The organism is Mesorhizobium australicum, from assembly GCF_900177325.1.
Classification (GTDB): domain Bacteria; phylum Pseudomonadota; class Alphaproteobacteria; order Rhizobiales; family Rhizobiaceae; genus Mesorhizobium_A; species Mesorhizobium_A australicum_A.
In genome coordinates this window covers 2,014,337-2,034,559 of sequence record NZ_FXBL01000004.1, presented here as the reverse complement: position 1 = coordinate 2,034,559, position 20,223 = coordinate 2,014,337, and the positions used below count along the sequence as shown (strand labels likewise).

General features: G+C 64.7%; 23 protein-coding genes. 9 read left to right on the top strand and 14 right to left on the bottom strand.

The window, feature by feature from the left end; all coding sequences use genetic code 11:
- Positions 1–327 precede the first annotated feature (327 nt).
- Entirely contained in the window at positions 328–573 is a 246-nt protein-coding gene (locus B9Z03_RS12340; protein ID WP_085464469.1) for a DUF1344 domain-containing protein, read from the top strand.
- Between the two features lie 5 nt (positions 574–578).
- On the opposite strand, the gene B9Z03_RS12335 is transcribed toward B9Z03_RS12340, so the two are convergent.
- From B9Z03_RS12335 to B9Z03_RS12320, 4 genes are all read right to left on the bottom strand, one after another.
- Positions 579–1,166 (bottom strand): histidine phosphatase family protein, encoded by a 588-nt coding sequence (locus B9Z03_RS12335; protein WP_085464468.1) that lies wholly within the window; start codon positions 1,164–1,166, stop codon positions 579–581.
- Between the two features lie 32 nt (positions 1,167–1,198).
- Positions 1,199–2,011, bottom strand: coding sequence for an enoyl-ACP reductase FabI (fabI, locus tag B9Z03_RS12330; protein ID WP_085464467.1), 813 nt, complete (start codon positions 2,009–2,011; stop codon positions 1,199–1,201).
- 61 nt (positions 2,012–2,072) lie between these two features.
- Positions 2,073–3,008, bottom strand: a complete 936-nt coding sequence (locus B9Z03_RS12325) for a DnaJ C-terminal domain-containing protein (protein WP_085464466.1) — start codon at positions 3,006–3,008, stop codon at positions 2,073–2,075.
- 75 nt (positions 3,009–3,083) lie between these two features.
- On the bottom strand, positions 3,084–3,425 hold the full coding sequence (locus tag B9Z03_RS12320) for an RT0821/Lpp0805 family surface protein (RefSeq protein ID WP_244561731.1): 342 nt from the start codon (positions 3,423–3,425) through the stop codon (positions 3,084–3,086).
- A gap of 149 nt (positions 3,426–3,574) precedes the next feature.
- Between B9Z03_RS12320 and pdxH the strand changes: the two genes are divergently transcribed.
- On the top strand, positions 3,575–4,189 hold the full coding sequence (gene pdxH, locus B9Z03_RS12315) for a pyridoxamine 5'-phosphate oxidase (protein WP_085464464.1): 615 nt from the start codon (positions 3,575–3,577) through the stop codon (positions 4,187–4,189).
- Positions 4,190–4,247: 58 nt separating this feature from the next.
- Here the strand turns inward: pdxH and B9Z03_RS12310 are convergent, their stop codons facing one another.
- Positions 4,248–5,081, bottom strand: coding sequence for a right-handed parallel beta-helix repeat-containing protein (locus tag B9Z03_RS12310; RefSeq protein WP_139832250.1), 834 nt, complete (start codon positions 5,079–5,081; stop codon positions 4,248–4,250).
- A 348-nt stretch (positions 5,082–5,429) separates the two neighbouring features.
- Between B9Z03_RS12310 and B9Z03_RS12305 the strand changes: the two genes are divergently transcribed.
- Both B9Z03_RS12305 and B9Z03_RS30635 read left to right on the top strand, forming a co-directional pair.
- Complete coding sequence (locus B9Z03_RS12305) at positions 5,430–6,788, top strand: esterase-like activity of phytase family protein (protein WP_085464462.1); 1,359 nt, start codon at positions 5,430–5,432, stop codon at positions 6,786–6,788.
- Between the two features lie 81 nt (positions 6,789–6,869).
- The gene (locus tag B9Z03_RS30635; protein WP_085464461.1) at positions 6,870–6,980 is read left to right on the top strand and encodes a pyridoxine 5'-phosphate oxidase C-terminal domain-containing protein; all 111 of its coding nucleotides are present in this window, start codon (positions 6,870–6,872) and stop codon (positions 6,978–6,980) included.
- Between the two features lie 130 nt (positions 6,981–7,110).
- On the opposite strand, the gene B9Z03_RS12295 is transcribed toward B9Z03_RS30635, so the two are convergent.
- The 4 genes from B9Z03_RS12295 to B9Z03_RS12280 all read right to left on the bottom strand — a co-directional run bounded on the left by B9Z03_RS12295 (position 7,111) and on the right by B9Z03_RS12280 (position 11,672).
- On the bottom strand, positions 7,111–8,055 hold the full coding sequence (locus B9Z03_RS12295) for a lysozyme inhibitor LprI family protein (RefSeq protein ID WP_085464460.1): 945 nt from the start codon (positions 8,053–8,055) through the stop codon (positions 7,111–7,113).
- 5 nt (positions 8,056–8,060) lie between these two features.
- Entirely contained in the window at positions 8,061–8,933 is an 873-nt protein-coding gene (locus tag B9Z03_RS12290) for a hypothetical protein (protein ID WP_085464459.1), read from the bottom strand.
- Between the two features lie 205 nt (positions 8,934–9,138).
- On the bottom strand, positions 9,139–9,891 hold the full coding sequence (locus B9Z03_RS12285; protein WP_085464458.1) for a crotonase/enoyl-CoA hydratase family protein: 753 nt from the start codon (positions 9,889–9,891) through the stop codon (positions 9,139–9,141).
- A gap of 8 nt (positions 9,892–9,899) precedes the next feature.
- On the bottom strand, positions 9,900–11,672 hold the full coding sequence (locus B9Z03_RS12280; RefSeq protein ID WP_085467629.1) for an acyl-CoA dehydrogenase: 1,773 nt from the start codon (positions 11,670–11,672) through the stop codon (positions 9,900–9,902).
- 160 nt (positions 11,673–11,832) lie between these two features.
- On the opposite strand from B9Z03_RS12280, the gene B9Z03_RS12275 reads away from it, so the two are divergent.
- The 4 genes from B9Z03_RS12275 (at position 11,833) to B9Z03_RS12260 (ending at position 13,139) form a co-directional block, all read left to right on the top strand.
- On the top strand, positions 11,833–12,102 hold the full coding sequence (locus B9Z03_RS12275; RefSeq protein WP_085464457.1) for a type II toxin-antitoxin system prevent-host-death family antitoxin: 270 nt from the start codon (positions 11,833–11,835) through the stop codon (positions 12,100–12,102).
- On the top strand, positions 12,099–12,515 hold the full coding sequence (locus B9Z03_RS12270) for a hypothetical protein (RefSeq protein ID WP_085464456.1): 417 nt from the start codon (positions 12,099–12,101) through the stop codon (positions 12,513–12,515). The genes B9Z03_RS12275 and B9Z03_RS12270 overlap by 4 nt, the downstream gene beginning before the upstream one ends.
- Before the next feature lie 3 nt (positions 12,516–12,518).
- Positions 12,519–12,746, top strand: a complete 228-nt coding sequence (locus B9Z03_RS12265; RefSeq protein WP_085464455.1) for a hypothetical protein — start codon at positions 12,519–12,521, stop codon at positions 12,744–12,746.
- Positions 12,747–12,845: 99 nt separating this feature from the next.
- A complete protein-coding gene (locus B9Z03_RS12260) occupies positions 12,846–13,139 on the top strand; it encodes a hypothetical protein (protein ID WP_085464454.1) in 294 nt (97 codons plus the stop codon).
- On the opposite strand, the gene purD is transcribed toward B9Z03_RS12260, so the two are convergent.
- On the bottom strand, positions 13,136–14,416 hold the full coding sequence (purD, locus tag B9Z03_RS12255) for a phosphoribosylamine--glycine ligase (protein ID WP_085464453.1): 1,281 nt from the start codon (positions 14,414–14,416) through the stop codon (positions 13,136–13,138). The genes B9Z03_RS12260 and purD overlap by 4 nt on opposite strands.
- A gap of 7 nt (positions 14,417–14,423) precedes the next feature.
- The gene (locus tag B9Z03_RS12250; RefSeq protein WP_085464452.1) at positions 14,424–15,842 is read right to left on the bottom strand and encodes a sodium:proton antiporter; all 1,419 of its coding nucleotides are present in this window, start codon (positions 15,840–15,842) and stop codon (positions 14,424–14,426) included.
- Between the two features lie 127 nt (positions 15,843–15,969).
- On the opposite strand from B9Z03_RS12250, the gene ubiA reads away from it, so the two are divergent.
- Complete coding sequence (gene ubiA / locus B9Z03_RS12245; protein ID WP_085464451.1) at positions 15,970–16,953, top strand: 4-hydroxybenzoate octaprenyltransferase; 984 nt, start codon at positions 15,970–15,972, stop codon at positions 16,951–16,953.
- A gap of 6 nt (positions 16,954–16,959) precedes the next feature.
- On the opposite strand, the gene B9Z03_RS12240 is transcribed toward ubiA, so the two are convergent.
- The 3 genes from B9Z03_RS12240 to B9Z03_RS12230 form a co-directional block, all read right to left on the bottom strand.
- Positions 16,960–17,526, bottom strand: coding sequence for a DUF6101 family protein (locus B9Z03_RS12240; protein ID WP_085464450.1), 567 nt, complete (start codon positions 17,524–17,526; stop codon positions 16,960–16,962).
- A gap of 190 nt (positions 17,527–17,716) precedes the next feature.
- Positions 17,717–19,153, bottom strand: coding sequence for an FAD-binding oxidoreductase (locus tag B9Z03_RS12235; protein ID WP_085467628.1), 1,437 nt, complete (start codon positions 19,151–19,153; stop codon positions 17,717–17,719).
- Between the two features lie 9 nt (positions 19,154–19,162).
- Entirely contained in the window at positions 19,163–20,137 is a 975-nt protein-coding gene (locus B9Z03_RS12230; RefSeq protein ID WP_085464449.1) for an L-threonylcarbamoyladenylate synthase, read from the bottom strand.
- Between the last annotated feature and the right edge of the window lie 86 nt (positions 20,138–20,223).

Genomic DNA, 20,223 nt, shown 5'->3' with positions numbered 1-20,223 from the left:
CCCGTCGGTCTCAGAGACTGTTTCGAAATTCGCTCCGGCGAGTCAGCTGGTGGTGGTTTCGAGAACCGGAGCGCAGCGGACATTTGGGTCCGTGAGCACCGGAAGCGCAGAAAACGCCATCAGATGGCCGCCAGAGTAGAATTTCCAAACAGTGTCTCAGCCGGTCTGGGCTGCCTTCTATTGGCGTTTCATCCACCGGTCAAACATGCGGCCGCCGGATGCAGGCATCTGAATTTAACTTTTGACACATTCGCGGCTTAGCTGTTTTTTCACGCATCCACGATCTGCGCCAGCCTGCGGCGGCGCCCAATCAGAACCGAGGAACGCATGAAAGCCATTTCCGGCGCGCTGGCCGCACTTCTTCTTTTTGCCTCGTCCGCCTATGCCGCCGACACCGAGGGCACCATCGCCAAGATCGACAAGTCGACCATGACCCTCACCCTCAAGGGCGGCCAATCCTTCAAGCTGTCAGAGGAATTCGCGCTCGAGGACTACAGCGAGGGCATGGACGTGACGATCTCGTACGACGAGATCAACGGCGAGAAGATCGTCCTCCAGATCATCCCCGACTGAGCGGGTCAGACCCAGCCGATACGGCCGTCGCGAATTTCCAGGATGCGGTCCTGCGCCACGTCCATCATCGCCGCGTCACGGTCAGATATTCCGTTGAGGATGCGGAAGATCGAGCGGATCACCCCGCCATGGGTGACGACTACGACGGGGCCTTCCAGCTCCGACAACCAGGGCCGGATGCGATCCGCCAGCATGGCGTAGCTCTCGGCGCCTTGTCCCGGCGGCACGAAATTCCATTTGTCGAGGTCACGCGTGGAGGTCGAGCCCGGATTGGCCGCCTCCAGCTCGGCGAAGGTGAAGCCTTGCCAGTCGCCGAAATGCACCTCGACGATGCGCGGTTCGAGCGCATAACCCTCCCGCGGCAATCCCATCTCCGCGCGGATGATCTCCATCGTCTCGCGCGTGCGACGCATCGGGCTCGCGACGAAGCGAAACGCTGACGGGTCGGGGATGAGGCGCGCCAGCGTCCTGCCGTTCTGCGCCGCCTGCTCGCGCCCTTTCTCCGTCAGATCGGCCTCCGCCTGCCCCTGGACGCGCGCGATCGCATTCCAGGCGGTCTGACCGTGGCGCGCGATGTAGATCGGCGGGGACATTGCCGCTCCCTTTTCAAAAGGTCTGGAAACGGTCAGACGACCGAGATGTCGGGCGCGTCGACGGCCTTCATGCCGACGACGTGATAGCCGGAATCGACGTGCAGCACCTCGCCAGTGACGCCGCGCGACAGGTCGGAGAGGAAATAGAGGCCGGAATCGCCCACTTCCTCGATCGTCACCGTGCGCTTCAGCGGCGAATTGTACTCGTTCCACTTCAGGATATAGCGGAAGTCGCCGATGCCGGAAGCGGCCAGCGTCTTGATCGGTCCGGCGGAGATGGCGTTGACGCGGATGTTCTTCGCCCCGAGGTCGACCGCCAGATATTGCAGGCTCGCCTCGAGCGCGGCCTTGGCGACGCCCATGACGTTGTAGTGCGGCATCACCTTCTCGGCGCCGTAATAGGTCAGTGTCAACAGCGAGCCGCCGTCGGTCATCAGCGGCTCGGCGCGCTTGGCGACCGCCGTGAAGGAATAGACGGAAATGTCCATGGTGCGCAGGAAGTTGTCCCGCGTCGTCTCGACATAGCGGCCGGTCAGCTCGTCCTTGTCGGAGAAGGCGATGGCATGGACGACGAAGTCGATCTTGCCCCACTTCTCCTTCAGCGCATCGAACACCGCGTCCAGCGTCGCCATCTCGGTGACGTCGCAATGGCCGACGACAAAGGCGCCGAGTTCCTCCGCCAGCGGCTCGACGCGCTTCCTGAAGGCTTCGCCCTGATAGGTGAGCGCGATCTCTGCGCCGTGGTCGACGCAGGCCTTGGCGATGCCGTAGGCGATGGAGCGATTGTTCGCAACGCCCATGATCAGGCCGCGTTTGCCAGCCATCAGGCCCTGTCCAGCCGCCATGTCGCTTTCTCCCTGCGCCGCCGTCATTTTGTGCTGGCTATCGCATAGGGAGGCAGCGGCATCAAGCGCCGCGCTTCCTCATCAGCGCTTCGAGTTCGGCATCGCCGCCCTCCGGCAGCATGACGCGCACATGCACGTACAGGTCCGCCTTCTCACCGGTCTTGGTCGGCAGGCCACGGCCCCTGATGCGCAGAACGCGGTCGGAGCTCGACCACGGCGGCACCGTCACCGCGACGCGCCCGCCGAGCGTCTCGACAGGCGCCTTCGCACCCAGGACGGCGTCGCGCAGGCTCACCGGCAGGTCGACGCGCAGGTCACGCCCGTCGAGCGTGTAGCGCGGATGCTTGCGGAAGCGGATCCTGACGACCGCGTCGCCGCGCCCGCCGGTCGGCAGCAGCGCGCCCTCGCCCTGGAGCCGGATCTCCTGTCCGTCTTCCAGATAGGCGGGAAGCTGGACCCCGACCTTGCGGCCATCCGGGAACAGCGCCGTCTTGCGGACGCCGGTCGCCGCCTCTTCGATCGAGACGTCGAGATTGACCTTCATTTCGGGCGCCTGCGGGCCGCGGGCGCCCATCTCCGGCTCGCCGCGCCCGAAGGCGGAGCCGAACAGTTCGCTGAAGATATCGCCCGCGCCGCCGAAACCGCCGGCGCCCGGACCGCCGGGCCCCGTCGAGCGGAACTCGAAGCGCGCGCCGCCCGGCCCCTGCCCCGAACGGCGGAAGCCGCCGAACGGATCGCCGCCGGCGCCGGCATTTTCGAAGCCCGCGAAGCGCGGCTTGCCCTCGGCGTCGATCTCGCCGCGATCGAATTCGCCCCGGCGCTTCTCGTCGCCGAGGATCTCATAGGCCTGGTTGACGGCCGCGAAACGGTCCTTCGCCTTCGGATCGTCCGGATTCTGGTCCGGATGATGCTGCTTGGCGAGCTTGCGGAACGCGGCCTTGATCTCCTTGGGCGAAGCGGTCTTGGCAACGCCCAGAACGTCATAGGGATTGCGCATGTGAAGCCAATTCCAGAGTGGACTGAGTTGTCCCGTATATGAGCGAGTCTAGGAAGAAATTCCAGACCGACCACGTCAGCTTTGTGAGAATGCGCGCATATACCACGCGCCGTCGCGGCCCAGGCAAGCCTCGCCCGCATAGATCGCCACGCCGTCGAAGCTCTCGCGCGACGTCCGGAACCGTCGGCAGAGCACATCCTTCTTCCGGGTCTCGACGACATCGAAGATCGATCCACGCGACTGGGTGTCGACATTGGCCCAGGCGAGCGGCTTGCCGCTGAGCTCGTCGAGATTCGCGGAGGAGACGGCATTTCGGATCGTCGTCTGGTCCGAGATCGCCTCGGAACTCACGGCGGGCGTCGTTTCGACCGCACTGGTGAGGATGGACCTGTCGGCCTCGATCTTCGACAGGCTCATCCCGCCGCCGCAACCGGCAAGGCCGGCGCAGGAGGCGAGAACGAATGCCGGAAGGAGCCTGTCGCTGGCCCCCTTCCTTTCGCGTCCTGCGGCTTGCGCTGCGCGCGACAATGCGCAATCTCCCCACGAAATCAGTTCAGGGTGGAAGTATGGCTGCACCAGGGTTAACGGAAAGTGACTTCACGCTCGCGGAGGAGCCGCTTCGCCTGTTCGGCGAATGGCTCGCCGACGCGACGAAGAGCGAGATGAACGACCCGAATGCGCTCGCGCTCGCGACCGTCGACGAAAACGGCCTGCCCGACGTGCGCATGGTCCTGCTCAAGGGCTATGACGAGCGCGGCTTCGTCTTCTACACCAATTTCGAGAGCGCCAAGGGCCGCGAGATCCTCGGCTCGATGAAGGCCGCTATGTGCTTCCACTGGAAGAGCCTGCGCCGGCAGGTGCGGGTGCGCGGGCCGGTCGAGATCGTCAGCGATGCCGAGGCGGACGAATATTACACCAGCCGGCCGCGCGGCAGCCGCATCGGTGCCTGGGCGTCGAAGCAGTCGCGTCCGCTCGAAAGCCGCTTCGCGCTGGAGAAGGCAGTCGCCGAATACACCGCCCGCTATCCCGTCGGCGATATTCCCCGCCCGCCCCACTGGTCCGGCTTCCGCATCATGCCGACGCAGATCGAGTTCTGGCACGACCGGCCGTTCCGCCTGCACGACAGGGTGGTCTTCACGCATGGCGCGGGCGGCTGGGAGAAGACGCGGCTCTATCCGTAAAGTCCGTCGCAGGCCGATCCTCGCTCTGTGCAGCCTGATGTTGCCGTGGCTGAAAGTCTCAGAACGTCAGATTTCCGCTGGACAGCGAGCATCCGTTGAGCGGCGCGGTGAAATTCGTGATCGCGTTCCCTATACACGCGTCGTTGGTCGCCTGGCCGTCTATTCCGGTGGTGCCGGCCGAAAAGTTGATAATAGTATTCCGTTGGATGACGTTCCGCTCTCCGGACGAGAAAATGCCGTACGACGTACTGGCCGCGACATCCCGGACCTGATTACCCTCGACGACCGCGCCAATCGTGTCCGACGCTGTAATACCGTAAGCCAGGTTGCTCTCCGAAACGTCGTTGACGATGTTGTTCATGACGGAATGTCCCTCGCCGAACTGAACGACGATGCCGTACGCGGAAGCGAGAGTTCCGCCGCCGGTTAAGATCACCGTGTTGTTTTTCACGACCGAATGCGAACCCATTATCCAAAGACCGACATAGCGCGCGCTCTCACTCCTGACATTTTCGATGAGATGACCCGTGCTCGACCCTCCGATCTGCGGGCCTTCGATTTTGACATTGTGAAGAAAGCCGCGGATCGCGCCGTTACGGATGGTTATGTTCTGACGATTGTAGGCAGAGATGCCCGTTGCTTGAGTGTTCACGCCGCCGCCCAAGCCGCCGAGCTTGTAGCCGTTCATCTCGATGGTCACGTTGTTGGCGTTGATGGTAATTGCATTACCGGTCGTGGCGGAGGTGGCGAGATCCTTCTTCATGCAATGAATCCCTTGCTGGGTGATCACTGCCGGTAGGGAAACGATCTCGATGCAATCCTGAACTTCAGCGTGCGCGCAAGACACATATGACGCCAGGGCGACGCCCACGGATGCAATGACGGTTTTCATATTGAGATATCCCAAGTGTTCGACATTCCCTAACGTCAAGTAAACCGGCAGAATTCATTGGTGTCCACTGGATTCAGTATCTAGCCTGGTCACGGCTTTCGAAATCCAAAGTGTGAGGATTGCCGCGTTCCGAAGGGCTGCGCCGGATCGCGGCGCAGGAGATCCGAACGCCGCGGCGATGCGCGATGGGCGTAATCTGAGGCCGAAGCGCACCGGCCAAGAGACCCGAAAGAGCAGGCACTCCCGGCTATCAACACCCGCGACATCGTTTCGTCATGCAAGGGTAGAGGTCCTGTCACGCAGGACGGTTAGTCGGTCCGGGTTTCCAGTCCTCCGAAGGAGCCCGCCATGATCCGATCACTACTCGCCTCCGCCGCCTTGCTCGCCCTCGCTGCCGCCGCGCAGGCCGAACAGGTGTTCCCCGCCAAGCTTGCCGGCCATGCCTATCTGCCGGCATTCACCATGGTCGCGCCGCCGGCCGATGCCCCGCGCGATGCCTGGACGTCGGGCAAGTTCACGGCCGGCGCCCGCAACGACAAGCCGATGAGCGTCATGGGCGACGTCGGCGCCAATTACGGCAAGCACACGACCGGCATCTCGCTGCCCTTCCTCGGCCAGCCGGTGCAGGGCATGTCGGGCTTCGCCATGAACCGCGCCGCCGACGGCAGCGTCTACACGCTGACCGACAACGGCTTCGGCTCCAAGGTCAACAGCCCCGACGCCATGCTGTTCTTCCATCGCATGAAGCCCGATTTCGCCACCGGCACGGTCGAGCGCGCCGAGACCGTCTTCCTGCGCGATCCCGACCGCAAGGTGCCGTTCCGCATCGCCTATGAGGGCACCGAGAGCCGCTACCTCACCGGCGCTGATTTCGATCCCGAGAGCATCCAGTTCCTCAACGACGAGATCTGGATCGGCGAGGAGTTCGGCCCCTTCGTCATCCGCGCTTCGCTCGACGGCCGCGTGCTGTCCGTCCACCAGACCATGCTCGACGGCCAGGCGCTGAAGGGTCCGGACACGCCCGGCGTCGTCGTTCCGGCCGTCGCAGGCAAGGATTTCCGCGTCCAGCGCTCCGGCGGCTATGAAGGCATGGCGCTGCAGCCCGGCACCAACCTGCTCTGGGGCATGCTGGAGAAGCCGCTGCTCGGCGAGGACGGCAAGCCGGAAGGCTCGTTCCTGCGCGTCATCACCTTCGACACCGCCAAGCGCGACTGGACCGGCACCAGCTACAAGTTCCAGCTCGCCGAGGGAGCCACCGCGATCGGCGATTTCAACTTCATCGACGACACCCGCGCACTGGTGATCGAACGCGACAACGGCGAGGGCGACGCCTCTGTCACCTGCACCGGCGAAGACAAGTCGGCCTGCTATCCGCTGCCGGCCAAGGTGAAGAACATCGTGCTGGTCGACACCGCCAAGGTCAGCGACGACGGCTTCATCGCCCGCATCGGCACGATCAACCTGATGGACATCCAGGATCCGGACAACAAGGCCATCGCCTCGATCGTCGGCCCGAACGCAACCGCCGGCAAGCTTACCTTCCCCTTCTTCACCATCGAGGACGTGATGCGCGTCGACGACACGCACATCATGGTGGCCAACGACAACAACCTGCCCTTCTCCGGCGGCCGCGAGATCGGCAAGGCCGCCAACAACGAGTTCATCCTGCTCGACGTCGCGGATTTCCTCGCGGCGAAGGGCGAGTAGCACACAAGACGAACGCGGGCGGCCTCGCGCCGCCCGCTGACCGGTCGGAGACGTCACACCGCCTCGCTGGTGGGGGTCCGCATGCTGGCGGCACGGATCGAGGTATGGCACGACCGGCCGTTCCGCCTACACGGCCGGGTGGCGGCCACGCTGAAGGTCGGCGGTTGGGAGCAGATAAGGCTTTGTCCATGACGGGGGCGCGGGCGGACAGAGCGGCCGATTTTAAGAGCCCGCTACGACCCCATTGCGGTCACGCAGGTCCATTGGAGCATTGCTCGAAAGCTGTCATTGGCTAGGGAACGTAGCTCCAGTGGCGGCACCATCACAAGTCTCCTTCCTCGCGATTGATCCACCATTGCAGTTCATCGATCCGATGTCGCACGAGGTCTGACTTTGCCGATGCCCATACCATTGAATGCATAGAACCGCCCTCAACCAGCGATGCGTGCAGATCTGCCTCCCTATCGGCATACTCGAGCCACGCGATTTGGCTAGTTTCCAGCAACTCTGAACTGACGTCCTGTTTGTCACTGACGGCCTGCAACAGGCCTTTCATTTGCGCCTCAAGGTCGATGAGGGAGTTGCCCGCCTGAATATTCATCATGATCTGTGTTTGCGGGACCGACCCTTTCAGCTTGTCTACGATGACCCAATCTATCGCGCTGAGCAGTTCACGGGCGGCCGCCAAGAAGCCTACAATTTCATTCGATTCGTACGGGCGCTCTTGGGGAAATTCGTGGGTGAGAATGTGCCTGACCTCAAATAGCTTTGTTAACGTGGCGAGTGTCAGGTCAAAATCTTGAATGACAGGAGGTTGCGGCCACGTATCGACTTCCTCTGACCATCTAGGGTGAGCCAGCTTAAGCGAGGCAGTGAAATCGGGGATTAGCCCCTCAAACGCAGCTATTATGTTGGTTGGGCTATTGACCGGAATTGAGTGAGCCACCAAGTCGCCGATGGATAGCTTCCGACCCTGGAGGTTCGAAGCAAAGATGAAGTCTATCCTTGCCCCTTTCGCCAGCTTCTCCGCCCTATCGAGATAGGGCGGTCCATAGTCAACAATCTCACGGATGACCTCACGTACGAACACCTCGATGAGTGTCACCAACCGCATCGGGATGAAGTCTGTGAACGCGGCCGCCTGTCTTCGAATTGCCAGCCACTCGCGCTCAAGGCGCTCAACTGCCGAAGACAGCTCCATCGCCGCCCGATTGGTTCCCCATCGCTCCTTGCGCGCAAGAATTTGATCAACGTCGCTCCGGGCCACTGCTGCTATTCCTTGCCGTTTCGCGCGTCTATTTCCCACAATGTCCGATAGATACGTATCGCTTGTTCGGGATGCTCTTCGAACAGCGTCCGTTTGAGATGGCCCAAATTCATCTCTTGGGACGAACCGTCATACGGCCGCCCGATAAGTATCAGTTCGGACTTGGTCCCGACCACTCTAGAGCCCCACGCTTCCAGCAGGCCTTTGTCATTGAGCTGTCGCCCCATGTGAACAATCAAACCGTCGAAGAAGAAACGAAATATCGGCACGTTAGGAAGGTCAAATCCCAACTCCTTCATGTCGATGGTCTGCGCCAACGGCGAATGAACCTGGGGCTCGCCCTGTGATGTGAGAAGCACCAACACGATGGGAAAATCGGAGTCGCCGGGTTGTTCGAGTCCGAGAATAATCCTGCGGAGCTTCTCTGTGGCGGCCCGGTCAAGAAATATCTCCGCAAACTCTACCCTTGAGCTGACCGCGCAGCGCCACAAAATGCTCAGGAAGAACAACCGAAGCGCGACAGCATCCTCCATCGCTACGGGGATCGTAATCAACTCACTGTCGAATGCGCCAATTTGCGCACGCTTGGCATCAGCAGTCAGCGGAAAATGTCGCCACGACAAGCCCAGGCTACGAAATATCCTTGCCGCTGCGGTGTCGATATCCGCCAACCGCTTCTCACCTTGCGCAACTACAATGGTGTTGTCAGCCCAGCTATTGAAAAGGAGTTGGGGCCTTCCCTCCTCGCCGAACTGTATCCGATGAGCTTGGCCGAGCGCCTTGTCAGCCACGAATCGCGGAATGATATGCGACTTCACCAGAGGCCCCTCCACGCCAGTCAACAGACAGCGACCCAAAGGCTTCTTGCGCTTCGTCATTCTGTGTCACCGTCATTGCCAAGCCCATTTTGAGCAACAAAGTCGACTAACCTGCTCAGCGTTCAAGGGATTCCTGGTAGCGGCTGGACGATGTCAGATTTGGCCTGCCGCTGGCTAAAAGCTGTCTTCCGCTCCCACCCCACCGCAGATTTTCAGATATAAAGCTCCACCCCTATATTCTGCCTCAATCCCCCCGCCCGCAGCTCTACCCCTTCTTCCTGCTCATGAACGCCATCAGCGCCTGCTTCGTCTCGTCGGACTTAAGACGCGCGGTGAACAGCCGCCCTTCCTCCTTGATCCGCTCGACCAGAGCGTCGCGGTTGCCGCGCATCAGGTCGCGCGACAGTTTCAGGGCCTCCGGCGGCTTGGCGGCAATCGACGTGGCCGCCGCCATCGCGCGGCTCTCCAGCTCTTCCTCCGCCACGACCTCGTAGATCAGTCCCGCCGCCTTCGCCCGTTCGGCCGAAAACGGCTCGCCGAGCGCCAGGAGCGCGAAGGATGCCTGCGTGCCGAGCAGCGCCGGCGCGATCAGGGTCGAGCCGGCTTCGGGCACGATGCCGAGGTCGACGAAGGGGGTGTGGAACATGGTGCGCGGCGTGGCGAAGGTCATGTCGCAGTGGAAATGGATCGTCGTGCCGATGCCGACCGCGATGCCGTCGGCGGCCGAGACGATCGGCTTGGCCGCGCGGGCGAGCGCGACCAGGAAGTCGAACACCTCCGTGCCGCCGTCGCCGCCCATGGCGACGACCATGAAGTCGGCCATGTCGTTGCCGGCCGAGAAGGCGCCGGGCACGCCGAGGATGAGGTGGCACCTGACCGCCGGATCGGCGTCGCCGTCTGTCAACGCCTTCGCCATCGCGCCGTACATGGCGCGCGTGATGGCGTTCTTCTTGTCCGGGCGGTTCATCCGGATGGTCTGGACGGCGCCGTGGCGCTCGACGACGATATGTTCGCTCATGGTGCCCCTCAGCTCGCCAGCGCGGCAGTCGCCGCTTCCAGGCTTTCCGCCCCGTTCTCGACGCGGTCGCGAAGGGCCGCGCATTCGGCGATCAGGTTCTCGGCGAAGAAGCGCGCCAGCGACACGCGGGCGACATCCCGGCCGGCCACCGCGCCGCGCGCCAGATAGGCGCCGCCGGAGGCGAGGCCGAAGAGCCTGAGATAAGGCGTCGCGCCGGACAGCGCTTCCGCCATCTTGCCGTCGGCCAGAGCCTTCTGCAGGAAGCGCGTCGCGCCTTCGAGGTCGGCGAGAGCCGCGTCCAGCCGATCCGCCGTGCGGCCGAGGCCCGGCAGGTTCGAGTTGCGCAGCGCCTCGGCGTCCGCCTTCAGCTCGGCGATGTAGGCATGGACATGCTCGCCGCCCGACTGCGGCAGTTTTCGCGTGACGAGGTCGATCGCCTGGATGCCGTTGGTGCCCTCGTAGATCGGCGCGATGCGCGCGTCTCGGTAGAGCACGGCCGCGCCCGTCTCCTCGATGAAGCCCATGCCGCCGTGGATCTGCACGCCGATGGAGGCTGCCTCGACGCCGATGTCGGTCGAAAACGCCTTGGCGATCGGGGTCAGCAGGTTGGCGCGCTCCTGCCAGAAGGTGGCCTCCGTGCCTTCCGACGAATGCGCCATGTCGAGGGCATGGGCGCAGGAATAGGCAATCGCACGCGCGGCCTGGGTCAGCGCTTTCATCGTCAGCAGGTTGCGCTTGACGTCCGGGTGCGCAGCGATCGGGCTCATGCCCTCGCCGGTATAACCCGGCGCCTTGCCCTGCCGGCGCTCGTTGGCATAGGCCAGCGCCTTCTGATAGGCGGCCTCGGCGATCGCCACGCCTTCTATCCCGACCGCGAGGCGGGCATTGTTCATCATGGTGAACATGCAGGCGAGCCCGCGGTTCTCCTCGCCGACCAGCCAGCCGATCGCGCCCGGCTCGCCGTCGGCGCGGCCGTCGCCATAGATCATGGTGCAGGTGGGCGAGGCATGGATGCCGAGCTTGTGCTCGATCGAATGGCAGAAGGCATCGTTGCGGCGTCCGCGCTTGCCGTCGGCATCGGGAATGAACTTCGGCACCAGGAACAGCGAGATGCCGCGCGTGCCGGCCGGCGCATCGGGCAGGCGTGCGAGCACGAGGTGAACGATGTTGTCGGTGAAGTCGTGCTCGCCATAGGTGATGAAGATCTTCTGGCCGAAGATGCGGTAGGTGCCGTCGCCGACCGGCACCGCACGCGCCCGCAGCGCGGCGAGGTCGGAACCCGCCTGCGGCTCGGTCAAGTTCATCGTCCCCATCCATTCGCCAGAGACGAGCTTTTCGAGATAGACGGCCTTCAGCTCGTCCGATCCGTGCTTGTCGAGCGCCTCGACCGCGCCCTGCGTCAGCGTCGGGCCGAGACCGAAGGCGACGGAGCCGGAATTCCACATCTCCATCGTCGCGATGCCGAGCATGACCGGCAGGCCCTGGCCGCCGAAGTCGACCGGGCCGGACAGGCCGTTCCAGCCGCCCTCGATCCAGCGATGGTAGAGGTCGCGCCAGCCGTCGGGCATGGTCACGCTGCCGTCCTTGAAGCGCGCGCCCTGCCGGTCGCCCGCGAGCCCGAGCGGGGCCACTTCGTCGGTCGCGAAGCGTCCGGCCTCCTGCAGCACCGCGTCGACGAGGTCGGAAGAAAGATCGCCGAAGCGGCCTTCCCCGATCCCCTTCTCCAGCCCCACCACCTGCTTGAGGGTGAACGCGATCTCCTCGACGGGCGCACGATACATCAGGACCTCCGTGATTTCGAGGCCCACGCCATAGCGGACACCGCTTCCCGCCGCCAGACGGCGACATGTCGCCAAACCGATTTTATGCCGGGGTCAGGGCGCTTCCATCAAATACAACAATGCTGTATATTCCAGCAATGTTGCAAACCGGGAGCGGGCGATGCCCAAGTCGAGATCGACCTTCACCACCAGCGACCTGTCGCGCAAATCAGGCGACATCATCGCCGAGGCGATGCGGGCACCGGTGACGATCACCCAACGTAACAAGCCTCGGCTCGTCCTCATGAACATCGAAGACTTCGAACGCCTCCGCGCCCACGGCGACACGCGCAAAGCCTACCGGATCGAGGACATGCCGGACGAGCTCGTCAAGGAGATCGAGGCAGCGCTCGATGCCTATGAACGCGACACCAAGACGGATGCCGCGTGAAGAACCGGCGCGCCGACCTGCGCACCGGAAGCGTCATACGCTATCCCTATCTCTGGGCACGGCAATCGTCCAAGGGCGAGACCGAAGGGCGAAAGGATCGCCCGGCCGCGGTCGCCGTCCGGCTTCCACGACCCGATGGCGACGTTCTCGTCCTCCTCGCAATCACATCGAAGGCGCCTCTGCCGGACCAGAGAGCGGTCGAGATTCCGGAGGCCGAGAAGAAGAGGGCCGGCCTCTCGGCTGGAATGCGTCTCTGGATCGTCATCGACGAAGCGAATGTGGACGTGATCGGCCGTTCCTTCTATCTTCTGCCTGATCCTGCATTGGGATCCTTCAGCGACGGCTTCTTCGTGCCGGTCGTCCGCCGGATGATCCGCGAGCGGCCTTTTCGCTCCGTAGACCGAACGAGTTGACCCATGCTTGCACGCCCCGAGAAATTCGCCTGCATCGAATGCGGACTGCCGTTCGGGGCGGATGACTTCGCCTATCATGGCGGGAACATCGACCACGGCCCGGCCTACTACACTGACCGCGGCGTGCTGTGCTCGGCGAAATGCTCGCTCGCGCATCACCGTAAGCGGCGGGCGGACGGGACGCTGCCGACCATGCCGCCGCCCAATCCGATGACCGGCTATTTCGGCTGACGCATCGTCAGAAGCACAGGATTTTCAATGTCCTGTTTGCATTTTATTAACCAGGCGCGCGCCATCTCCGGACTTTCGCATCCGTCCGGAGTTCCAGCCGTGAAGACCCTGCCGTTCCTTCTCGCCGGTGGCGTTCTCGCTGCCGCGGCGCTCGCGCCGTTGGCGGAGCGAAGGGATCCGGGCGCGGACTTCGCCAGGCGCTTCGTCGAGTGCTCGGACAAGCTCGGGCCGGCAGCCTGCGAGCTTCATCTCGACGAATGGGAAAAACGGCCGAACGCGCGGCGGGAGATCATCGAGCGCTTCGCCCGCGACCAGGCCTTCGCCCTGCACCTGATCGCACTCTCCGACGCCAGGATCACCACCGGCTCGGTCCGCAAGGGCGGGCCGAACTAGGCCTGTCCCCTTTCGCGCGCGATCGCCCGCCAGCCAATGTCGCGGCGGCAGAAGCCGCCCGGCCAGTCGATGGCATCTACCGCCGCATAGGCCTTCGCCGCCGCCTCGCCGACCGTCCTGCCGGCGGCCGTGACGTTGAGCACCCGGCCGCCATTGGCGACCAGCCGGCCGTCCTTCAGGGCGGTGCCGGCATGGAAGACGCGGACGCCGTCGCCCGCCGCCTTCTCCAGCCCCCTGATCTCGGTTCCCTTGCGCGGTGCAGCCGGATAGCCCTCCGCGGCGAACACCACCGTCAGCGCCGCCTCGTCGCGCCAGCGGGCGGACATGTGAGCCAGTTGGCCGTCGGCCGCGGCCGACAGCAGCACCAGCAGGTCGTCCTTCAGCCGCATCATCAGAACCTGCGTCTCCGGATCGCCGAAGCGGACATTGTATTCGATCAGCTTCGGCCCCTCGTCCGTCAGCATCAGGCCGGCAAAGAGGACGCCTGAAAACGGGCGTCCCATGGCCGCCATGCCGCGCAGCGTCGGCTCGATGATCTCGTTCAGCACCCGCGCCTCAATCTCCGGCGTCATCGCGGGCGCCGGCGAATAGGCACCCATGCCGCCGGTGTTCGGCCCTGTGTCGCCCTCGCCGACGCGCTTGTGGTCCTGCGCCGAGCCGAAGGGCAGCGCCGTGCGGGCGTCACAGAGATAGAAGGCGCTGACCTCCTCCCCGGTCAGGAACTCCTCCACCACCACCTCCTCGCCGGCGACGCCGAAGCTGCCGGAAAAGCATTCGTCGACCGCCGCCAGCGCTTCCTCGAGGGTCATCGCCACCGTCACGCCCTTGCCGGCCGCGAGCCCGTCGGCCTTGACGACGATGGGCGCGCCGACTCCGCGCACATAGGCGGCCGCATCCGCCGCATTGTCGAACCGGCCGAAGGCCGCGGTCGGGATGCCGTATTCGGCGCAGAGATCCTTGGTGAAGCCCTTCGAACCTTCCAGCTCGGCCGCCGCGGCGGAGGGCCCGAAGACCTTGATGCCCACCGCGCGTAGGTCGTCGCCGAGACCTGCCACCAGCGGCGCTTCGGGGCCGACGACGACGAGATCGATCGCCTTGTCGCGGCACAATGCGACGACCGCCGTATGGTCCGTCACGTCGACCGGCACGCAGGTCGCTACCTCCGCGATGCCCGGATTGCCGGGCGCGGCATAGAACGCCGTCAGCATCGGCGACTGCGACAGCTTCCAGGCCAGCGCATGCTCGCGCCCGCCCGAGCCGATGAGGAGAACGTTCATTGAAAGATCATCCGAAGAAGAGGAAGCCCGCGATCAGGAAGACGGGGACCAGCACCGCACCCGACCACAGCATGTAGCCGAAGAAGCTCGGCATGTTGACGCCCTGCTCACGCGCGATGGCGTAGACCATGAAGTTGGGCGCGTTGCCGATATAGGTGTTGGCGCCCATGAAGACCGCGCCGGCCGAGATCGCCGTCAGCGTCAGGCCGAGCGTGGTCATCAGGGTCTGCGGGTCGCCGCCGGCGAGTTCGAAGAAGACGAGATAGGTCGGCGCATTGTCGAGGAAGGACGAGAGAAAGCCCGTCATCCAGAAATAGGCAAACTCGTTGGGCGTGCCGTCGGCAGCGGTGACGAGCGAGACGAGCGGCGACAGCGCCCCGTCCATGCCCGCCTTCAGGATCGCGATCACCGGGATGATGCAGACGAAGATGCCGGCGAACAGTTTCGCGACCTCCTTGATCGGCCCCCAGGAGAAGCCGTTCGCCGCGCGATACTGCCGCTTGGTGAGGAACAGCGACAGGATTGCCAGCGCCAGGATGAGCACGTCGCGAACGAGGTTCTGCAGCTCCACCGGCACGTTGAGCACTGTAAACGCCACGCCCGGCTTCCAGGAGGCCGAGAGCAGGATCGCACCGATCACGCCGGCCAGCAGCAGGAAATTGATCGCGCCGAAGATGCGCACCTTCGAATCCGGCGTCGGGTCCTTGATCTTGGGCTGCCCGTCTTCCCCGTGATGAAACCAGAGGTCGAGGACGAAGAAGACCGCCAGAACCAGTCCGCCGACGAAGAGCGTTTCCCAGATCAGGTGCTGCGTCGTCCAGAAGAAGTCGACGCCGCGCAGGAAGCCGACGAAGAGCGGCGGGTCGCCGAGCGGCGTAAGCGAGCCGCCGATGTTCGACACCAGGAAGATGAAGAAGACGACGACATGGACGTTAAACGGCCGGTTGTCGTTGGCGCGGATCAGCGGGCGGATCATGATCATCGAGGCGCCGGTGGTGCCGACGATGGAGGCGAGCACCATGCCGATCGCCAGAAGCCCCGCATTGACCGGCGGCGTGCCGTGGATGTTGCCGCTGATCCAGATGCCGCCGGCGATGGTGAAGAGCGCGAACAGCAGGATTATGAAGGAGATGTATTCGAGCAGCATCGTGTGCGCGACGGCCTCGGCCGCGACCATCGGCCCGAAGGCGAGCGCCATCGGCACGATGACGAGGGCCGCCCACAGCGCGCTGATCTTGCCGTAGTGGTGTTCCCAGAAATGAGCGTAGAGCAGCGGGCCGGTGGCGATGGACAACAGGATTCCGGCGAAGGGCAGCGCCCAGAGCAGCGACATCGCCGCGCCCGGCAGGCCATGCGCTTCCGCCGCCGAAGCAGGCAGTGTCATGAGCGACAACAGGAAGGCGGCGAGAAGTCTCCGTCCCGGCATTCATCCATCCCCTTTGGTGACGCCCCTCCCTAGCGGCGCGGTCACGGATTCGCAAACGCTTTGAGTTCGCGGGCCTGCGTCGCTCCGCGAGCTTGACGCCCCTGCCCCGTCCTGCCACTCACGCTGCATGGAAACCGTGCAGACAAGAGGCGTCCAGGGCCGCGTCGCCGACGCGCCGTCAGGACATTGGGTCTACAAGCTTCTGCCACGCCCCGTCTGGCCCTATGCGCAGCTGGCGCGGTGGGACCGGCCGATCGGCTGGCAGTTGCTCTTGTGGCCCTGCTGGTGGTCGGCCGCGCTCGCGGCGAGCGCCTATGCAACCGCCACGGAACCGCTGTCGACCCTGCTGCCCTCGCCGTGGCACCTCTTGCTCTTCTTCATCGGCGCGGTCGCGATGCGCGGCGCCGGCTGCGCCTACAACGACATCGTCGACGAGGGCATCGATTCCCAGGTGGAGCGGACGCGATCGCGCCCGCTGCCGTCCGGCCAGGTCACCCGCCGCCAGGCCTGGATCTTCGTCATCGCGCAGGCGCTTCTCGGCCTGGTCGTGCTCGTCCAGTTCAATTCCTTCGCGATCCTGCTCGGCGTCGCCTCGCTCGCCGTCGTGGCGGCCTATCCCTTTGCCAAGAGAATAACCAACTGGCCGCAATTCGTTCTGGGGCTTGCGTTTTCCTGGGGCGCGTTGATGGGCTGGGCGGTCGAGTTCGCCGAGATCGATCCGCCGGCGCTGCTGCTCTATGCCGGCTCGATCCTGTGGGTGATCGGCTACGACACGATCTATGCGCACCAGGACAAGGAAGACGATGCGATCGTCGGCGTGCGCTCGACGGCGCGGCTGTTCGGCCGGCACACGGTCTACTGGCTCGTCGGCCTTTACAGCGGAACGCTGATCCTGTTCGCCTGGGCCTTCGCGCTGGCCGAAGTGCCGATGCCGGCGCTGGCCGGCCTGCTCGCGGCCGGCGCGCATATGGCGCGGCAGGTCAGGACGCTCGACATCGACGATCCCGACCAGTGCCTGCGCCTGTTCAAGTCGAACAATGTCGTGGGATGGCTGATCTTCCTCGGCCTGATCGGCGGCGCGATGTGGCCCGCCGTCAGGCCGCTGATCTGAGACGCCTCACTCCGGCGCGATGATCTCTTCGCCCGAGACCACCAGCCGCAGGCCGAGGTTGCCCTGCCTGCGCCGCGCCAGGAAGCGCGGGCGACGCGGCTGCGAGGTCGAGCGCTTGCGGCGCAGCTTCGGCTCGCCCTTGCGGACGGCGCCCAGCGATTCTTCGAGGTTGCGGGCCACACCGTCGGCTTCGACGAGCAGCATCGGCAGGCGATAGGCCTCGGCCCAGGCGCGCCAGTCGGCCGCGACGTCCTCGAGATCGTGCGCCACCAGCAGCGGCACCGACAACGCCGGGTCGTTGTGCATCAGTTCGAGCGTCACGGTGACGTTACCCTCGCCGTCCTCGATGGCGCGAGCGGCGATGCCGCGGAACGCCTTCGCCGGCATGACGAGCGTCACCGGCAGGCCGCTCATTTCCAGAACGCGGCGCACGACGACGCCGCGATGGTCGATGGAGAAGGTCACATCACCTTGGTCGTCACGGGTCGCGTAGCTCACGACCTGCGGCAGCCGGAACGGGTCCAGTCGCAACTCCTGGCCGGCCCAGACCGGCTTCAGATGGGTGTTCTGCATCGCCTATTCCCTGTTTGCTCCCGAGAGCCGTTTCCGGATCCCGACGGCGGGTTTTCCCGCTCGTTATGTGCAGAGACTAGGCGCGGTCCCTTACCGGGTGCCTTAGAAGTTCGGTTAAATTTGTTCTGAATCCCGCGAATGGTTATCGCTTTGCGACCATGTGCAAGATTCTGTCAACAATTGCGAATACTTAGATAACCTTGCCCGGGTTCATGATGTTGGCGGGATCGAAGGCGCGCTTGACGCGGCGCATGAGGTCGATCGCGACCGGCGGCGCGGTGGCGATCAGCTCGTCCCGCTTCATGCGGCCGATGCCGTGTTCGGCGGAAATCGAGCCGCCGAGGGAGCGGACGACCTCGTGCACGGCGTGGTTCATGGCCGGATAGAGCGCCAGGAACGCCGCCGTATCGCCGCCCGCCGGCTGCGAGACATTGTAGTGCAGGTTGCCGTCGCCCATGTGGCCGAAGCAGACCACGCGGGCATCCGGCGCGACGGACGCCACGGCCTCGCCCGCCTCACGGATGAAGCGTGGGATCGAGGCGACCGGCACCGAGATGTCGTGCTTGATCGAGCCACCTTCCCCCTTCTGCGCCTCGGACATGGACTCGCGCAGGTGCCAGAAGGCATCGGACTGCGCGAGGCTTGATGCCATTACGCCCTCGAAATACGGGACATCGTCGTTGTCCGTTCCAACCATGTATTCTTGGACAATGTCATCCAGCAGCGCCAACGCATCTTCTTCGGAGCGCCCGGACGATATCTCCATCAGAACGTTCCACGGACAGCTCTCCTTTAGCGGCGCGACCGATCCCGGCACGTGCTTCAAGACGAACGATAGCGTGCGTTCCGACATCAGCTCGAAGGCGGTCAAAGCGGGCCCAGCCTTTTCTGTGGCGAGCGTAAACAGTGAGAGCGCTTCCTCGGGAGACATGATGCCCAGCCATGCTACCGTCCGCCCCTTCGGCTTGGGAAACAGCTTCAGCACGGCGGCGGTGATGACGCCGAGCGTGCCTTCCGCGCCGACGAACAGGTCCTTCAAGTCGTAACCGGTATTGTCCTTCTTCAGCTTGCGCAGGTCGTCCAGCACCTCGCCGGTGGGCAGCACGACTTCGAGGCCGAGGCAGAGGTCGCGCGCGACGCCGTAGGCAAGTGCCCCCACACCGCCCGCATTGGACGACAGGTTGCCGCCGATCTCGCAGGAGCCCTGCGAGGCGAGCGAGAGCGGGAAGAGGCGTTCCACCCCGTCGGCCGCCTCCCGCAGCGCATGCAGGATCACGCCCGCCTCGGCCGTCACGGTGTTGGACTGCAGGTCGATCTCGCGGATGCGGTTGAGCCGCGATAGCGACAGCACGACCTCGCGCCCCGACCCGTCCGGCATCTGACCGCCGACGAGACCGGTATTGCCGCCCTGCGGCACGATCGGCGTGCGCGTCTCGCTGGCGAGCTTCATGATCGCGCTCACCTCCGCGACGCTGCCGGGCCGCAGGACGAGGCGCGTCGAGCCGCCATATCTGCCGCGCGGCTCGGTGACGTAGGGCGCGATGTCGATCTCGGAGCGCAGCGCATGAGCCGGGCCGACGATGGCGGCGAAACGATCGAGCAGGGCGTCTTCCGGCATCGCAGTCATCGGCATGTCCTAGTCTGATCCCGGCGGATCGTTGCGCGGAGCGGCGGCGCGCGCCAGCCGGTCGTTGATCGCCTCGCCCAGTCCATGGCGCGGCACGGGCTCCACTGCTATGGCGCGGGCGCCCTCCCGGTCGAGCGCTTGGATGTGAGAGAACAGGTTGGCCGCTGCCTCCCTCAGATCACCCGCCTCGGACAGGTTGAGCATTGCCACGGCCCGCGCCGCGCCGGCAACGCGCGTCGGCCCGAAGGCCAGCAACGCCTCGCCCTCGCGGACCTCCCGCGCATCGAGCCTGACGGCGGCGGCGGGTGCATAGTGCGACGACAGCATACCGGGCGCCTGGATGCCGGTTCCCGAAAACCGCTCGACGGGCATGCCGAGAAAGGCCTCGATCTCCTCAACCGTCACCCCGCCGGGTCGCAGGAGAACCGGACGGCCGTCCTCCACCTTGAGGATAGTCGATTCCAGCCCCACCGGCGTGCGGCCGGCGTCGACGATCAGGCCAATGCGGGCGCCGAGGTCGGCTTCCACGGCCTGGGCCGTCGTGCCGCTCACCTTGCCTGACGAGTTGGCGCTGGGTGCGGCCAGCGGCCGGCCGAGCCGTGCGATGAGGCTCTGGGCGATACCGCGCGGCATACGTACCGCGACCGTATCGAGGCCGGCGGTGACAAGCGGATGGACGGGGCTGCCTTCGGCGAGCGGCAGGACCAGCGTCAGCGGACCAGGCCAGAAATGCTCGGCCAGCCGGCGCGACAACGGATCGAAGATGGCGATGCGCTCTGCGAGCGGAAACCGGTCGACATGGGCGATGAGCGGGTTGAAGCGCGGCCGGCCCTTGGCCTCGAAGATGCGCGCCACCGCCTCGCCATTGGTCGCGTCGGCGGCAAGGCCATAGACGGTCTCGGTCGGGATCGCGACGAGCTGGCCGGCGGCAAGGGCGGCCGCGGCTTCCTCGAGGGCGCTGTGTGCTGGGATGATCTTCGCCAAGTGCGGAAAACTTCCTTCGTCGCGAGCGACATACAGCCGCTGGCCACGGCGTCAATCGTTAAAGTTTCGATCGATTCCTCAACCTC

Bases quoted from the DNA above. Each gene is read 5' to 3' on its own strand.
- fabI (WP_085464467.1), bottom strand. From the start codon at position 2,011: ATGGCGGCTGGACAGGGCCTGATGGCTGGCAAACGCGGCCTGATCATG.
- B9Z03_RS12265 (WP_085464455.1), top strand. From the start codon at position 12,519: ATGCTTGCACGCCCCGAGAAATTCGCCTGCATCGAATGCGGACTGCCG.
- purD (WP_085464453.1), bottom strand. From the start codon at position 14,416: ATGAACGTTCTCCTCATCGGCTCGGGCGGGCGCGAGCATGCGCTGGCC.
- B9Z03_RS12340 (WP_085464469.1), top strand. From the start codon at position 328: ATGAAAGCCATTTCCGGCGCGCTGGCCGCACTTCTTCTTTTTGCCTCG.
- B9Z03_RS12280 (WP_085467629.1), bottom strand. From the start codon at position 11,672: ATGTATCGTGCGCCCGTCGAGGAGATCGCGTTCACCCTCAAGCAGGTG.
- B9Z03_RS12250 (WP_085464452.1), bottom strand. From the start codon at position 15,842: ATGCCGGGACGGAGACTTCTCGCCGCCTTCCTGTTGTCGCTCATGACA.
- B9Z03_RS12310 (WP_139832250.1), bottom strand. From the start codon at position 5,081: ATGAAAACCGTCATTGCATCCGTGGGCGTCGCCCTGGCGTCATATGTG.
- B9Z03_RS12240 (WP_085464450.1), bottom strand. From the start codon at position 17,526: ATGCAGAACACCCATCTGAAGCCGGTCTGGGCCGGCCAGGAGTTGCGA.
- B9Z03_RS12235 (WP_085467628.1), bottom strand. From the start codon at position 19,153: ATGACTGCGATGCCGGAAGACGCCCTGCTCGATCGTTTCGCCGCCATC.
- B9Z03_RS12335 (WP_085464468.1), bottom strand. From the start codon at position 1,166: ATGTCCCCGCCGATCTACATCGCGCGCCACGGTCAGACCGCCTGGAAT.
- B9Z03_RS12285 (WP_085464458.1), bottom strand. From the start codon at position 9,891: ATGAGCGAACATATCGTCGTCGAGCGCCACGGCGCCGTCCAGACCATC.
- B9Z03_RS30635 (WP_085464461.1), top strand. From the start codon at position 6,870: ATGCTGGCGGCACGGATCGAGGTATGGCACGACCGGCCGTTCCGCCTA.
- B9Z03_RS12320 (WP_244561731.1), bottom strand. From the start codon at position 3,425: ATGAGCCTGTCGAAGATCGAGGCCGACAGGTCCATCCTCACCAGTGCG.
- B9Z03_RS12325 (WP_085464466.1), bottom strand. From the start codon at position 3,008: ATGCGCAATCCCTATGACGTTCTGGGCGTTGCCAAGACCGCTTCGCCC.
- ubiA (WP_085464451.1), top strand. From the start codon at position 15,970: ATGGAAACCGTGCAGACAAGAGGCGTCCAGGGCCGCGTCGCCGACGCG.
- B9Z03_RS12305 (WP_085464462.1), top strand. From the start codon at position 5,430: ATGATCCGATCACTACTCGCCTCCGCCGCCTTGCTCGCCCTCGCTGCC.
- B9Z03_RS12290 (WP_085464459.1), bottom strand. From the start codon at position 8,933: ATGACGAAGCGCAAGAAGCCTTTGGGTCGCTGTCTGTTGACTGGCGTG.
- pdxH (WP_085464464.1), top strand. From the start codon at position 3,575: ATGGCTGCACCAGGGTTAACGGAAAGTGACTTCACGCTCGCGGAGGAG.
- B9Z03_RS12275 (WP_085464457.1), top strand. From the start codon at position 11,833: ATGCCCAAGTCGAGATCGACCTTCACCACCAGCGACCTGTCGCGCAAA.